The organism is Geomicrobium halophilum (genome assembly GCF_014207655.1).
In the GTDB taxonomy this organism is placed as follows: Bacteria; Bacillota; Bacilli; order Bacillales; family Marinococcaceae; genus Geomicrobium; species Geomicrobium halophilum.
Genome location: NZ_JACHHJ010000001.1, coordinates 1,319,885 through 1,335,687, shown reverse-complemented (window position 1 = coordinate 1,335,687; position 15,803 = coordinate 1,319,885). Strand labels below are relative to the sequence as shown.

The window sequence follows — 15,803 nt, the reverse complement described above, 5'->3', positions numbered from 1 at the left end:
AAAGAGTTTTTTTATACCCAATTAGGAGGACACTCCCCGATGTCAACAAGAGAAGCAGTATTAGATGTGCATGATCGACCCGCCTGGAATCAATGGATTTTCCTTAGTTTACAACACTTATTTGCGATGTTTGGAGCAACGATTCTTGTTCCGCTCCTGACTGGGTTGCAGCCTTCCATTGCGTTAATTGCAAGCGGGCTAGGAACGCTTTCTTACTTGCTCGTCACCCGCGGGCAGATCCCAGCCTATATTGGATCTTCCTTTGCATTTATTTTTCCGCTCATTGCAGCCATATCTTTTGGCGGGGCTGCTGCAGTGATGTTAGGAACATTTACGGCTGGCGTGGTTTACGGTGTCACCTCGATTCTGATTAAAGCATTTGGTGTAGGTTGGCTCATGAAGCTCTTGCCTCCAATTGTTGTCGGTCCTGTCATAATGGTTATCGGTCTTGGTCTCGCCTCGACAGCCATTGATATGGCCATGAATTTCGATGAGGATCTGAACGAGTATGTGGACAGCATGCGCCATTTTAGCGTTGCGCTCGCAACGCTAGCGATTACAATTCTGGCCTCCATTTTCTTCAAGGGTTTTCTCAGTGTGATCCCTGTTCTTATCGGTCTAGTAGCAGGATACGTGATCGCATACATGGCAGGCATCGTTGACTTATCTGCTGTTGTTGCCGCTCCCTGGTTTCATGTCCCTGATTTTGCCATCCCCTTTGTAACCGTCACACCCGAATGGTCATGGACCGTCATTGTCATTATGGCGCCCATTGCCCTTGTGACAATGGCTGAGCACATTGGTGATCAAATGGTATTGAGCAAAATTGTGGGAAAGAACTTTATTCGTCGACCGGGATTGCACCGTTCACTTCTTGGTGATGGCGTAGCATCCGTAATGGCATCATTTGTGGGAGGGCCGCCCAACACGACATACGGGGAAAACATCGGTGTCCTTGCCATTACGAGAGTGTTCAGCGTTTATGTGATCGGGGGAGCTGCTTTACTCGCTATTCTCTTTGGATTTTCAGGAAAGATTGAAGCGCTCATTGCAAGCATTCCGAATGCGGTGATCGGTGGAGTTTCCATCCTGCTCTTTGGGATCATTGCTTCCGCTGGTATACGCTTAATGATCGAGAATGAACTCGATATGGGGCATAAACGAAACCTGGTGATTGCTTCAACGATTCTTGTCATTGGGATTGGCGGGGCTTTCATAGAGGTGACAGAGTTCCTTGAAATCCCTGCCATGGCACTTGCGACAATCATTGGTATGATCTTACACGCGATACTACCGGCAAAAAATGTTGGCTATGGAAACGGGCAGTTGTTTATAAGCCTTGATAAAGAAACGAATACAACGGAGGTAGATGAAGATGGATCAGCAGGCACTTCATTTTACAACAGTTGATGAGTTATCTGAGGGAACGATTCATTCATTGTTGAAGGAAGCTGAAAAGTTTAAAGAGGGGAGCTTTTGGGAGCCCTCCCCTCAGCACCCTTTCATAGCTAACCTTTTTTATGAACCGAGTACACGTACGAAAATGTCATTTGAAGTTGCCCAAAGGCGTCTCGGGTTACAGATACTTGATGTTGACACGGATAACTCGAGTGTTCAGAAAGGGGAGTCTTTATACGACACCGTGCGAACACTGCAAGCGGTTGGTGCATCCGCCGTCGTGGTCAGGCATCCTGATAACCATTTTTATGAGAATTTAAGGAATATCTCGATTCCCATTATTAATGCTGGCGACGGAAATGGCGAGCACCCTTCACAATGTTTGCTGGATTTATTAACAATTGTAGAGGAATTCAAATGCTTCAGAAACTTGAATGTTGCTGTGATTGGCGATGTCTATCACAGCCGCGTTGCTCGATCAAATGTGAAGGTTCTCAAACGGTTGGGCGCAAACGTTATGTTTGCAGGACCTGATCATTGGTTGGACATTTCAGGACTTGATTGCCCACAGGTATCTGTAGATACAGCCGTGGCCGGGGCCGATGTGGTCATGCTTCTGCGTGTTCAGCATGAGCGTCACAACGAAATAATGGAACAAAAAAAGAAAAACGATTACCACGCGCAATATGGACTAACGATGGAAAGGGAGAAGATGATGAAGCCAGGGGGAATTATTATGCACCCCGGGCCGTTTCATCGGGATGTCGAGATTGCGTCCTCCCTCATCGAGGGCTCCTATCACTCAAGGATTTTTAGGCAAATGGAAAACGGCGTGTATGCACGAATGGCGATATTAAAATATGTGTTTGAGCAACAGAGGGATAAAGAGTTTGCATTGGAAGGGGCTTTGTCATGAATCGCAAGTTAATTTTAGAAGATGGACATTATTTTTCGGGTAAAGGGTTCGGAAGTGAACGAGAACAAAGTGGAGAAATCGTCTTTAACACGGGCATGACCGGCTATCAAGAGATATTATCGGATCCTTCTTACTGTGGACAGATCATCACATTTACGTATCCGCTTATCGGTAACTATGGGGTCAACCGTATGGATTTCGAGTCCCTTGTCCCTGCACTTCACGGGGTGGTTGTTAAATCTCAGAGTCCATTTCCAAGTCATTGGAAAAGTGAACAATCGTTTGCTTCCTTGCTTCGGCGTTTTGATATACCGGGTATCGAGGGGGTTGATACCCGTCAGCTGACGCGATTGATCCGTACAAAAGGGACGGTGCGTGCAGCAATCTGTAATGACGATGTGAACGTGGAAGATATCGTAAATCAGCTGCAATCAGAAAGGCCGTTCAACACACAAGTAGCAAACGTCTCAACGAAAGTGGCTTATCATGTGCCAGGTGGAAATGGGCCTAAAATTGTACTTGTTGACTATGGAGCGAAGCAGAATATTTTACGAGAGCTTTTACAAAGAGGGTGTGACGTACATGTGGTGCCATACAACGCTACTGAAAAAGAAATTTTGGAACTCCGCCCGGATGGCGTGATGCTCAGCAATGGGCCCGGGGATCCCCGGGATTTACCGGAGGCCATTGAAACGATTCGTGGCTTGTTAAATAAAACGACGATTTTCGGGATTTGCTTAGGGCACCAACTGCTTTGTATGGCTTGTGGGGGAAAGGCGGAAAAGATGAAATTCGGCCACCGAGGGTCAAACCACCCGGTTCGTCATCTGCCAACAGGAGAAGTGACAATAACAGCGCAAAACCATGGTTATGCCATCTCTAAAGATTCACTTTTGAATTCTGGACTGTCCATCACCCACCTGGCCGTTAATGATGGCTCAGTTGAAGGAGTAGAGCATAGAGAGGCGCCTGCATTTAGCGTTCAATATCATCCGGAAGCAGCACCTGGACCCTTTGATGCAAATGATCTATTTAATCAATTTATCGCTCGGATTCATGAACCATTAGAGGAGGCAAAGTAAATGCCAAAACGAAATGATATTGAAAAAGTTCTAGTTCTTGGTTCAGGGCCAATCATTATCGGCCAAGCCGCAGAATTTGATTATTCCGGTACACAAGCTTGTCAAGCATTAAAAGAAGAGGGTTATGAAACGATCCTCATTAATTCAAATCCTGCAACGATTATGACCGACACGAATATGGCTGATACCGTTTATATCGAACCGCTCACATTTGAATTTGTCAGTCGTATCATTCGCCAGGAACGACCCGACGGTCTACTGGCTACTATGGGTGGGCAAACGGCATTGAATTTGGCCATGGAATTGCATGAGCAGAGTGTTCTCAAGTTGTATGACGTTGATCTCCTCGGAACCGATCTAGATGCCATCCGTGAAGCAGAAGACCGAGATGCTTTTCGGACGTTAATGCATTCCCTTGACCAGCCAGTCCCTGCGAGTGATATTGTACACTCCGTTGAAGAAGGGGAAACATTTGCCGAAAAGAGCGGATTGCCAGTCATCGTACGTCCTGCCTATACATTAGGCGGAACTGGCGGCGGTCTTGTTCATACGGCCCAAGAATTAAAGGAAACATTGGAATCGGGATTAGCGTACAGTCCGGTGGATCAGTGTCTGGTTGAAAAAAGTATTGCCGGAATGAAAGAAGTTGAATATGAAGTGATGCGTGACGCCAATGACGATGCCATTGTCGTTTGTAACATGGAAAATATCGATCCGGTTGGCATCCACACCGGGGACTCGATTGTGGTCGCCCCGAGCCAAACATTGAGTGACCGCGATTACCAACGTCTGCGTAACGCAGCCCTTACGATTATCCGTGCTCTTGGCATTGAAGGGGGCTGCAACGTGCAGTTTGCTCATGATCCGGACCGTGATGAATACTACGTCATTGAGGTGAATCCGCGTGTCAGTCGTTCATCAGCTCTTGCCTCAAAAGCAACAGGTTATCCGATTGCCAAATTGGCGGCGAAAATTTCCATCGGCTATCATTTACAAGAACTTCAAAACCCAGTAACGAAACGAACATATGCAAGTTTTGAGCCCGCCCTCGATTATATCGTTACGAAAATCCCACGCTGGCCCTTTGATAAGTTTGCCTCTGCCCATCGTGAACTGGGTACGCAAATGAAAGCAACCGGGGAAGTAATGGCGATCGGGCGTACATTCGGCGAGTCATTGTTAAAAGGGATCCGTTCTCTTGACACGAAAGAAAATCACCTTCTCGTGGACAATTACCGGGATAAAAGTGATAAAGAATTGATCGAACAATGGAAATATGCGGATGATGAAAGGCTATACGCACTAGCGGAAGGGTTCCGCCGTGGCTACAGTGTAGAGGATATTCATAAACGAACCTCGATTGACCGTTTCTTTCTTTTACACATCGAAGCTCTCGTGGAGCTTCATAACGTACTAAAAACTACACCTTGGAATGAACAGATTTTAGAGTCAGCGAAAATCCACGGATTTTCGGATGGACAAATCGCCCGTCTCTGGAATACGACCGAACATCATGTGCGTGTATATCGGAAAGAGAAAGAAATCATACCGGTTTTTAAAATGGTGGATACGTGTTCTGCCGAATTTGAATCGGAAACCCCTTATTTTTACAGCACGTATGAAGAGGAAAACGAATCGGATAAAACCGAGAAACCTTCGGTTCTTGTACTTGGTTCCGGTCCAATCCGAATCGGGCAAGGAGTTGAATTCGATTATGCCACGGTCCATACGGTATGGGCCATTCAGGAATCCGGTTATGAATCTATCATCATTAATAATAACCCGGAGACGGTTTCAACCGATTTTAGTATATCTGATAAATTATATTTTGAACCACTCACGTTTGAAGAAGTCATGAATGTCGTTGATCTGGAACAGCCCAAAGGTGTAGTCGTACAATTTGGCGGTCAAACGGCGATTAACCTTGCAAGAAAGCTAGAAGAAGCAGGTGTGCCAATTCTTGGTACTTCACTTGACGCTATGGACAGGGCTGAAGATCGGGATAAGTTCGAACGAGCGTTAAAACAATTGGATGTTCCCCAGCCGCCAGGGAAAACAGCAACGTCTGTAAACGGGGCTGTATCAGCCGCCAATATCCTTGGCTATCCAGTACTTGTACGTCCTTCATATGTTCTCGGGGGAAGAGCCATGGAAATTGTCGATCATGAGGATGATTTAATGCGCTACATGCAGGAAGCGGTTCACGTCCATGCTGATCACCCAGTGCTCATCGATCGTTACTATTTCGGAAAAGAAATTGAAGTTGACGCCATATCCGACGGTGAAAATGTCTATATACCAGGGATGATGGAACATATTGAACGCGCGGGCGTGCATTCGGGGGATTCCATTGCTGTTTACCCCCCTCAATCGCTATCGGAGCAGGTAAAAGCGAAAGTGATTGAACAAACGGCCAATCTGGCAACGGGTTTAAACATCGTCGGCTTATTTAATATCCAATTTGTGCTATATGAAGACGAAGTGTTCGTCATTGAAGTAAACCCGCGGGCAAGCAGGACTGTTCCTTTTTTAAGCAAAATGACAGGCGTACCGATGGCACAAATCGCTACAAAGGTTATTCTAGGGAAAACACTGGCGGAAATGGGATACCAAGATTTGTATCACCCTGAGCCTAACCGTGTGGCAGTAAAGGCACCAGTATTTTCGTTCGCAAAACTTCGGCGTGTCGATATCCATCTGGGCCCGGAAATGAAGTCGACGGGGGAAGTTCTCGGACGTGATCTTTCGTTGGAAAAAGCCTTGTATAAGGGGCTTGTAGCGTCTGGAATGAGCATCCCACGTCAGGGTCGTGTCCTATTTACGATTGCCGATAAGGATAAAGAGGAAGCGGCGGGATTGGCTGCCCGTTATGAACGACTTGGCTTTCAAATTATGGCGACGAAAGGGACGGCTGAATATCTAAGTCAACAAGGCATTCGTGCAGAAACTGTTTATAAAATCGGGGAGGGTTCTCCCGACATTTCTAGTCTGATTCGAGAAGGCGGAGCTCAACTTGTCATCAACACCTTAACGAAAGGTAAACAACCGGCTCGTGATGGTTTCCGTATCCGACGAGAAGCGGTCGAACATGAAATTGTCTGTTTAACTTCGATGGATACGGCGTTCGCACTTTTACACGTGCTAGAAATGATGTCGTTTGCGACCGAACCTGTACCAGCTTTGAACGGTGTGGGCACAAAAGAGAAGGTGACGTTATGAGAAACGAAATGATGACCGTTGCCAAAAATCAAGAGATTGCTGCAAATACGTATGAACTGACGTTATCCGGTGCACTCGTCAATGATATTAGCAAGGCGGGTACTTTCCTTCATATCGAAGTTCCCGGAGGTGATCTTGTCTTGCGCCGCCCGATCAGCATCGCGTCAGTCGATCCTGTTGCGGGTACTTGCACACTCGTCTATAAAGAAATGGGCGAAGGCACCAAACGCCTTGCCCGTTGCCGCCCAGGGGATCTTCTTGCAGTTCTCGGTCCTCTGGGAAATACGGGTTTTCCAGTAGAATCGCCACAAGCAGAGGATCATGTTTTACTCATCGGTGGAGGTGTTGGTGTCCCGCCGCTCTATTACGCCGCATACGAATTGGCAAAACGTAAGGTGACGTTCACGGTCATTCTTGGTTTTCAAACAAAGGCCGCTGTGTTTTATGAAGAACAGTTTCGCTATTTACCGGGAAGTGAAGTGCAAATCATGACCGATGATGGCAGTTACGGAGGTCAGGGAACGGTCATTGATGCGTTAAAAACACGTACCGATCGTCCTGCCTGGCTTTTTTCCTGTGGCCCGCGTGGGATGTTACGCGCGCTCGAAATTGTCAGCGCACAACCGGGTACGAAAGGTTACGTCTCGCTTGAGGAACGGATGGGCTGCGGCGTTGGAGCCTGTCTGGCGTGTGTATGCGAAACCGCAGACCGTTCTTCTTACCGGAAAATTTGCCAGGATGGACCTGTATTTGCTTTTAAGGAGGTGCTTCTATGATTGATCCTCGATTGCAAGTAAAATTACCCGGCTTAACAATGAAAAATCCAGTGATGCCTGCATCTGGCTGTTTTGCATTTGGGCGTGAATACGCGCAGTTTTATGATTTATCCGAACTCGGAGCGGTGGCGATCAAAGGGACCACCAGCGGTTTACGTTCGGGAAATGCTACACCAAGAGTCGCGGAAACACCCTCTGGCATGTTAAACGCGATCGGCTTGCAAAATCCTGGAGCAGAAGCGGTACGGGATGCAGAACTTCCTTTTTTGGCCAATTATGATGTTCCCGTTCTCGCGAATGTTTCAGGTTCTACGCCTGAAGAATACGAGGAAGTCATACGAACCTTGACAGATGTGGAAAACGTCGGTGCTTTTGAACTAAACATCTCTTGTCCGAACGTTAAGGAAGGAGGCATTCAATTTGGGACCGACCCGGAGGCAGCTGCTGAATTGACGGCTGCTGTGAAGCGGATTACGTCAAAACCGGTATATGTGAAATTGTCTCCCAATGTAACGGATGTTACAGCAATCGCCCTCGCGGTCGAATCAGCCGGGGCAGACGGTTTATCTTTAATTAATACACTTCTTGGTATGCGCATGGATTGGCAAACAGGAAAACCCGTACTGGCGAATGAAAAGGGAGGTCTCTCCGGTCCTGCGGTGAAGCCTGTTGCTCTACGCATGATTTATGATGTCAGACAAGTAACGCGCCTTCCGATCATTGGCATGGGGGGAATTCAAACAGCTGAAGATGTGATCGAGTTCATGATTGCTGGTGCTGACGCGATTGCGGTCGGAACGGCCAATTTTTCCAATCCTTTTGCTTGTCCAAGCATTATCCAGGAGCTTTCAAAATGGTTGGAGCGTTTAGATATTGAACACATTGGTGACATACGCCAGCAAGGGGAAACTGTATGAAGTCTCTATTTATCGCTCTAGATATGGAAACCAAAGAAGAAGCCCTTGCATTTCTCAACCGTTTTAACGAACGCCGGCCATCTGTAAAGGTAGGGATGGAATTATTTTATTCGTCTGGCCCTGCGATCATTCAGCAGTTAAAAGCGAGGGGACATGACGTATTTCTCGATCTTAAATGTCACGATATCCCAAAAACGGTGGAGCGGACGATGCACAAACTTGCTAGTTTTGACGTTGACCTCGTAACCCTTCATGCTGCTGGTGGAAAAACAATGATGGAAGCGGCCAAAGCTGGGTTGGACAAAGGCACCCCCCTCGGAAGCATTCCACCGAAATGTGTGGCAGTAACAGTGTTAACGAGCACGACACAGGCACAATTGGGGAAAGAAATGCTTATTGAACGGCCGCTTGAAAATACTGTGTTTCATTTTACAGACATGTCCTTGCGGTCAGGGTTGGACGGCGTTGTCTGCTCTGTGCAAGAAGTTGAACAGTTACGAAAAGAATTTAAGGAAGATGTTTTTACTGTTACACCAGGGATCCGGCCGAGAGGTACTTCCCATCATGATCAAAAACGCGCAGCAACACCTGCAAAGGCGCGTGCTGCTGGTGTCGACGCGATCGTTGTTGGACGCGCAATTACAACAAGTAATGACCCGCTTAAGGCTTATGAAAGGATTCATCAAGAATGGGTGGGTGCCGGAATATAAGGGGGTACTAGATATGAAGTGTAAATTAGATATTGCAGCAGAGCTTCTAAATATAGGAGCGGTATCATTAAAACCAAATGATCCGTTTACATGGTCATCGGGAATGAAAGCGCCGATCTATTGTGATAATCGCTTAACGCTTTCATTCCCCGCGCTGCGAACGAAGATCGCTGCAGCGTTTAGCGAAAGAATACGTACCACGTTCCCCCAGGCGGACATGGTTGCAGGGACGGCCACTGCGGGGATTCCCCATGCAGCTCTTGTTGCTGATCGAATGGAGGTTCCGATGGTATATGTTCGTGGGAAGGCAAAAGGACATGGGAAGCAAAATCAGATCGAAGGAAACGTCGAGGACGGACAGAAGGTCGTAGTCGTTGAAGACCTAATTTCCACGGGAGGGAGCGCCATCGATGCTGCAAAGACACTAGAAAGAACGGGGGCAGACGTTTTAGGCATTATCGCAATTTTTTCTTATGGACTTGCAATCGGAAAGCATAACCTTGCTGAGGCTAACTTTCAACTAGAAACGCTTACGGATTTCGATACGCTTATTACCGCCTCGGTGAAAAACGGCACAATAGATGAAGACGACCAAAAAGTATTGCAGGCATGGCAGGAAGATCCGGAAATATGGAAAGCTCCCGTAAAGGACGGCCATAACTAGCTATCCCTTCCTGGACGAATAGGCACTATCATTTTGATGACAGGTATGACATTAAAAATGGCAACGACCAACTAGAAAACGAGGTCATTCCAGAAGGTCGTTTGCTTGTGGGGTAAAAAGAGAGCCGAATCGGAAACGGTTTATTTTTTGAAGAGAACATAGGGGTTACGCGTACGGTATACATTTTAACCGATTTGTAATCCCATCCTTTAATTAAAAAAGCTGGGGTACTCCTCAGCTTTTTTAATCACTTGTTGATACAAGTCGGTTGACTATAAGAGCAATTGCTCCGTCGCCAGTGACATTACAGCCTGTTCCCAAGCTATCCTGTGCCATGTAAAGCGCAATCATAATACCGACGGCTGCTTCATTAAAGCCCAGTATTGAAGTTAAAAGGCCAGAGGCGGCGATAATTGCTCCACCTGGTACACCAGGAGCGGCGATCATGATCACACCGAGCCCTAGAATAAACGGAAGAATTAACTCGAACGTTGGGGAGGGTAATTCCCCAAATAGCATCATGACGGTCATTGAGGCCATTGTAATGGTAATGGTACTACCAGCGAGGTGGATATTCGCTCCTAATGGAATCATGGAATCTGCCAAGTTGGTGTCTACATGATTCTTCTTCGCTTGTTCGGTCGTTACAGGGATGGTTGCGGTACTGGACATTGTACCAATTCCTGTGAAATAAGCAGGTAACATTGTTTTTATTAAAGTAAACGGGTTCCGCCTTGTTACTCCCCCTGCGATCGTAAAAGCGCCAATAAGGTAAAGCCAGTGCGTCCCCAAAGCAAGTAGAAGTACAAGTCCAAAGGAAGCAAGGGTTTCCCAAACCGTCCCTTCCGCAGATAATTCAGCAAATATACTCGCGATATAAAAAGGTAAAAGCGGAATGATGACAACCCATAGTAATTTTTCAATAATATTTTTCCCTTCATTAAAGAAGGATTTCAACGTATTTGCCCCGGTCTTCGCAATTCCAATTCCGAATATAAAGGCTGTAAAAAGGGCCGTCATGATGTCCATAGCTGGTGGTATTTCTAATTCTAAAAGTGAGGAAAATCCATTTTCATCATCAATCGCAGGAACCGATCCGTCTATAAATAGCGGAATAATGAGTATCGCGATGATAAATGCCATTATACCTGCAACAATGGTTGATACATAAGAAAATCCGGCAGTTAAACCGAGAACTTTACCGGCATCGTTACCCATTCGGCTTACACCGCTAGTGATAAAGAATAAAATAATAAAAGGGACGATATACTCAAGAAATTGACCGAAGATCACCTGGAAAGTCATTATGTATTCCATGACTGTCTCATTTACGATGAAACCGATGACAATACCTGCGATAACACCGGCTAATAATTTTAGAATCAGCTTCATTTGCGTCCTCCCGTACAACTTTATATTCTGGCAAATTTTGATTTTCTATTATCATAACAGCAGTTCATCTTATTGACTATGATGAATGATAGGGATTCCATAGAAATAGGAAATGTACAGGATGGAAGAGCACTCTTCCACCCCGTACATTCTCACTTTTTACTGTCTTAATTGCTTAACAGTTGACTCCTTCGGCGTTACGAACAGGGTTTTCTGCTCATCGTACGTCACAAATCCAGGCTTGGCCCCATTCGGCTTTTTTACATGTCGGATAAGGGTGTAATCAACGGGGACAGAACCTGATTCGCGGGCTTTTGAATAGTAAGCAGCGAGTTCGGCGGCTTCTGATAATGTTTCTTCACTGAACTCATCCGCGCGGATGACGACATGGGAACCTGGAATATCTTTTGTGTGCAGCCACGTATCTGAGCGCCTGGCAAGGCGACTCGTCAAGTATTCGTTTTGTTTATTGTTCTTTCCGACGTAGATTTCAACACCGTCACTCGATACATAGCGATCGAGTGACGGTTTGTTATTTTTCTTTTTCCGTTTCTTTGTTTTTTTTGCTTTTAAATAGCCGCCTTCTTCTAACTCATCCCGGATTTCGGTGATATCTTTCGCTTCAATGCTGTCCAATTGTTGTAGAAGGCTCTCAAAATATTCGATTTCACGTTTTGCGTGTTGTCGTTGCTTTTTAACTGCTTTCCCGGCATTTTTTGCTTTATTGTAGCGGTGAAAATAATCTTGAGCATTGTCAGCTGGTGATTTTTCCGGATCGAGATCGATTTGAATCGTTGGCGCACTTTCATCGTAATAGTCAATGACTTCTGCGACACTATCACCCATGCGGATCTGGTGCATATGGGCTGTTAGCAGCTCGCCTAACTTTTGATTTTGCAACTCTTTTTCGGCCGTCTTAGCTGTTTCTTGTAATTTTTCCAGCTTTTTTTCATTTTTGATTCGTTGGTTGCGAATCAATCGTTCAAGGTCGAAGGCTTGCTGTTTAATACGATCGCGATCGGCTTTACCTTCATAAAATGACAACACCATGTCGTTACTCGTTTGATATCTATCCTTTTCCCCATCTAAATGAGTAAGATCAATAATATGAAAGAACTCTTTTTTCTTTTCGCGCACAATCGTTGGTTGAAAGTCGCAACTTTTCATTAGCTTCATCATGTTCATAAAATGATCGATGAGCTGCTGTTTAGGGCCGATACCGGCACGGTGAACGATTTCCTTAGCAAGGAGCGGAGACATGCCGGTGAAGTTTTGAAACAGCTGCCTATCGATCTTCCCCTGATTGAAATCAAGGGTGCGGAGCACTGCTTCTTCGTCTGCCTCTAGCGGATTTTGTTTATGTTGATCGGGAGGAGCTTCATACGTTTGCCCCGGCAAGAGGGTACGATATCGATTAACGGCAGCGGAGATATGCTTCATGCAGTCTACAATTTTGTCGTCGTTATCGATGAGTAATAAATTACTGTGTTTTCCCATTAGTTCCATGACGAGCCGTTTATTTTCACGATCTCCAATTTCGTCTGTTCCTTCAATATGCAGGGTTGCGACTCGTTCAAGTCCGTCTTGTTCAATGTCGCGAATAAAGCCGCCTTCGAGATTTTTCCTAAGAATTCGGCAAAACATTGGCGGTTCTGCAGGGCCCGTTTCTGCTTTTGGGCTAAAATGAAGACGTGCAAAACTTGGGTGTATGGATAATAAGGTCGTATAGTTACGCCCGTCATTTCGAATGGTCATATATATATCCGTAGCTGTAGGTTGTTTAATCTTTGTAATACGTCCGCCTTTTAGCGTTTCCTTCCATTCATGGAGAACGGCGCGCAGGACGAATCCATCATAGGACATGTTATTCACCCTTTCTAACCTCTAATAGTATAGCATGTTTCCCCCACCCGCTGAATAGGATGAGACGAGAAGTCCAAGCTGTGGGGTGGGAAGAGATGAGATGGCATCAAATCGATCCATTTGCATTGTACAAGTCTTTAAATACGGATATTAGCACGGGCCTCGATCAACAAGAAGCGGATCGCCGTTTTAAAAAGCATGGGGCTAACAAACTGTTGGAAGAAAAGAAGACACCTTTGGCGATTCTTTTTCTCGAGCAGTTCAAGGATTTCATGGTGATTATTCTACTTGTGGCTACGTTTATATCGGGGTTGCTCGGTGAATATATCGATGCGCTTGTTATTATCGGCATCGTTTTCGTCAATGCTCTTCTTGGCTTTGCTCAGGAACGGAAAGCGGAACGATCATTACATGCACTCAAGGAGTTATCGGCACCGGAAGTGAAGGTGTTGCGCGGTGGAAGGTGGTTAAGCATCCCATCTACAGAGGCGGTTCCTGGGGATGTCATTCAGTTAGATAATGGCGATCGGATCAGTGCAGACATTCGGCTTGTAGAGACGATGCGACTAGCCATTGAGGAATCATCGCTCACTGGAGAATCCCTCCCTGCTGAAAAAGAAGCCCATACACTTGCTGAAGGTTCGATCCCCCTTGCTGATCAAACGAATATGGCATTTGCCGGAACGATGGTCAGCCGAGGCCGGGGCAAAGGTATTATTGTGGAAACAGGCATGAAAACGGAGATGGGGAAAATCGCCCATTTGCTGCAATCCACTGAATCAATGATGACACCGTTGCAGCGACGTCTAGATCAGCTTGGAAAGATCTTTATTGCCGGTGCGATTGCATTAACGGCACTCGTCGTTTTTCTCGGCATTATCCAGGGACAGCCTATTTACCAAATGTTTCTCGCCGGTGTATCATTAGCTGTCGCAGCCATTCCTGAAGGGCTGCCTGCAATTGTAACCGTAGCGCTTGCGCTTGGCGTTCAGCGCATGATTCGTCATAAAGCGATTGTACGACGGTTGCCAGCCGTGGAGACGCTAGGTTGTGCATCAGTCATTTGTTCGGATAAGACTGGTACCCTTACGAAAAATGACATGACCGTTACAAAGATTTGGACGTGGACAGCAGAATGGGATGTCGAGGGTGAAGGAAACACCGGGAGGTTTTCACATAATGGACGCTTAGGTGATCCCGGGAACGATAAGGGTGTCTACGACCTTCTTTTGAACGGGTTAATTTGTAATAATGCAGAAATGATCCGTGATGATGATCAATTGCGTAATCGGAAAATTCAGCAGCAAGGAGATATTGGGATTAATGGCGAGCCTACTGAAGCCGCTCTTATGATGTCGGCTGTAAGAGCAGGGTTATTCCCGGAACATGTTCAAGGTTCTTATACACGTCTCGATGAACTTCCGTTTGATTCCACGAGAAAACGAATGACAGTCATTGTGAAAGACCAGAACGGGCGTCGATATGCTGTTATGAAAGGGGCTCCAGATGTTTTAATCTCCAAATGTACAAGCGCGCGTGTTCATGGAGAGACACTTTCGATTACCCCGGAGATGAAGGCGCAATGGGAACAGGCGGTTTCCCGTATGGCAAAACAAGCATTACGAACGATTGCGATTGCGATCAAACCTCTCCCCAATGAGGGGAATTATAGAGCTACCGATGTAGAGCAGGGAATGACACTTCTCGGCTTACAGGCGATGATGGACCCCCCTCGATCTGATGTGAAAGAAGCGATTAGAGAGTGTCGGGAAGCTGGTATCAAAACCGTAATGATTACAGGAGATCATGTAGAGACGGCCAGAGCGGTAGCAAGGAGCCTTGATATGCTGCCGGAGCATGGTGAGGTCATGACCGGTCAGCAATTAGATCAGTTAGAAGACCATGAATTGCAAAGCATGATCGGTAAGACATATGTCTTTGCCCGCGTAACTCCGGAACATAAACTTCGAATTGTAAAGGCAGTGCAACAAAAAGGACATGTAGTGGCCATGACTGGGGATGGCGTAAACGACGCACCTGCTTTAAAAGCTGCAGATATTGGTGTGGCGATGGGGCGTACCGGTACCGATGTGGCCAAGGAAGCAGCAGCGCTTGTTCTTGCCGATGATAAATTTTCAACGATTAAGGCAGCCATTGAAGAAGGGCGGAATATTTATGATAACATTCGTAAATTTATTCGTTACATGCTTGCCTCCAACGTTGGCGAAATCCTTGTTATGTTATTTGCCCTGCTGCTCGGATTACCCTTGCCGCTTGTAGCGATTCAAATTCTTTGGATCAATCTGGTGACGGATGGTCTGCCAGCAATGGCTCTTGGTGTTGATCGTGCAGAAAGCGATGTGATGAAACGAAACCCCCGACATCCAAGGGAAGGAGTTTTTGCCCGCGGTCTAGGGATGAAGGTGATCACGCGCGGTTTATTCATTGGCATTGTGACGCTAATTGCGTTTGTAATTACATTATATGGAACCGGGGTTCCGGAACTTACCCACGCGCAAACGGTCGCTTTCACGACGCTTGTGATGGCACAACTGATTCACGTGTTTGACTGTCGCAGTGAATATTCTGTGTTTCATCGCTCTCCATTTGGGAATAAGCCTTTGCTCATCGCCGTCTTATCCTCGGTTGTATTAATGCTTGTTGTGATTTATGTACCCGTGTTACAGCCGATTTTTTATACAACTGCACTGAGTGTTCAGGATTGGTTATTAATTCTTGGACTATCAGCACTGCCCACGGTAGCATTAAGTTGGTCAGGAGTTCGCAGAAAATCATAAAAGTTGAACGTACCCGAACAATAGATGTTTTAAAAATCTCTTGTTCGGGTTTATGTGTTCATTAATGT

11 protein-coding genes are annotated in these 15,803 nt (G+C 46.1%); 9 read left to right on the top strand and 2 right to left on the bottom strand.

Annotated features, from left to right (window positions below):
- Positions 1-39 precede the first annotated feature (39 nt).
- From HNR44_RS06510 to pyrE, 8 genes are read left to right on the top strand one after another with little or no spacing between them, the layout of a single operon-like run.
- Entirely contained in the window at positions 40-1,410 is a 1,371-nt protein-coding gene (locus HNR44_RS06510) for a uracil-xanthine permease family protein (RefSeq protein ID WP_184403257.1), read from the top strand.
- The gene (locus tag HNR44_RS06505) at positions 1,376-2,314 is read left to right on the top strand and encodes an aspartate carbamoyltransferase catalytic subunit (RefSeq protein ID WP_184403256.1); all 939 of its coding nucleotides are present in this window, start codon (positions 1,376-1,378) and stop codon (positions 2,312-2,314) included. Before HNR44_RS06510 ends, HNR44_RS06505 begins: the two co-directional genes overlap by 35 nt.
- Positions 2,311-3,396: a glutamine-hydrolyzing carbamoyl-phosphate synthase small subunit gene (carA, locus tag HNR44_RS06500; protein ID WP_184403255.1), complete on the top strand. Its 1,086-nt coding sequence runs from the start codon at positions 2,311-2,313 to the stop codon at positions 3,394-3,396. The genes HNR44_RS06505 and carA overlap by 4 nt, the downstream gene beginning before the upstream one ends.
- Positions 3,397-6,615: a carbamoyl-phosphate synthase large subunit gene (gene carB, locus HNR44_RS06495; protein ID WP_184403254.1), complete on the top strand. Its 3,219-nt coding sequence runs from the start codon at positions 3,397-3,399 to the stop codon at positions 6,613-6,615.
- Positions 6,612-7,391 carry a dihydroorotate dehydrogenase electron transfer subunit gene (locus HNR44_RS06490; protein ID WP_184403253.1) on the top strand — a complete coding sequence of 260 codons (780 nt, stop codon included), beginning with the start codon at positions 6,612-6,614 and terminating at the stop codon, positions 7,389-7,391. Before carB ends, HNR44_RS06490 begins: the two co-directional genes overlap by 4 nt.
- Complete coding sequence (locus HNR44_RS06485; RefSeq protein WP_184403252.1) at positions 7,388-8,308, top strand: dihydroorotate dehydrogenase; 921 nt, start codon at positions 7,388-7,390, stop codon at positions 8,306-8,308. Before HNR44_RS06490 ends, HNR44_RS06485 begins: the two co-directional genes overlap by 4 nt.
- The gene (gene pyrF / locus HNR44_RS06480) at positions 8,305-9,018 is read left to right on the top strand and encodes an orotidine-5'-phosphate decarboxylase (protein WP_184403251.1); all 714 of its coding nucleotides are present in this window, start codon (positions 8,305-8,307) and stop codon (positions 9,016-9,018) included. The genes HNR44_RS06485 and pyrF overlap by 4 nt, the downstream gene beginning before the upstream one ends.
- A 13-nt stretch (positions 9,019-9,031) precedes the next feature.
- Entirely contained in the window at positions 9,032-9,682 is a 651-nt protein-coding gene (pyrE, locus tag HNR44_RS06475; RefSeq protein WP_184403250.1) for an orotate phosphoribosyltransferase, read from the top strand.
- A gap of 243 nt (positions 9,683-9,925) precedes the next feature.
- Here pyrE and HNR44_RS06470 read toward each other — a convergent pair whose 3' ends face one another.
- The gene (locus tag HNR44_RS06470) at positions 9,926-11,074 is read right to left on the bottom strand and encodes a dicarboxylate/amino acid:cation symporter (protein ID WP_184403249.1); all 1,149 of its coding nucleotides are present in this window, start codon (positions 11,072-11,074) and stop codon (positions 9,926-9,928) included.
- 159 nt (positions 11,075-11,233) lie between these two features.
- Entirely contained in the window at positions 11,234-12,937 is a 1,704-nt protein-coding gene (locus HNR44_RS06465; protein ID WP_184403248.1) for an Rqc2 family fibronectin-binding protein, read from the bottom strand.
- A 95-nt stretch (positions 12,938-13,032) separates the two neighbouring features.
- Here HNR44_RS06465 and HNR44_RS06460 point away from each other — a divergent pair, with 95 nt between their 5' ends.
- Positions 13,033-15,735 carry a cation-translocating P-type ATPase gene (locus HNR44_RS06460; protein WP_184403247.1) on the top strand — a complete coding sequence of 901 codons (2,703 nt, stop codon included), beginning with the start codon at positions 13,033-13,035 and terminating at the stop codon, positions 15,733-15,735.
- Positions 15,736-15,803 lie beyond the last annotated feature (68 nt).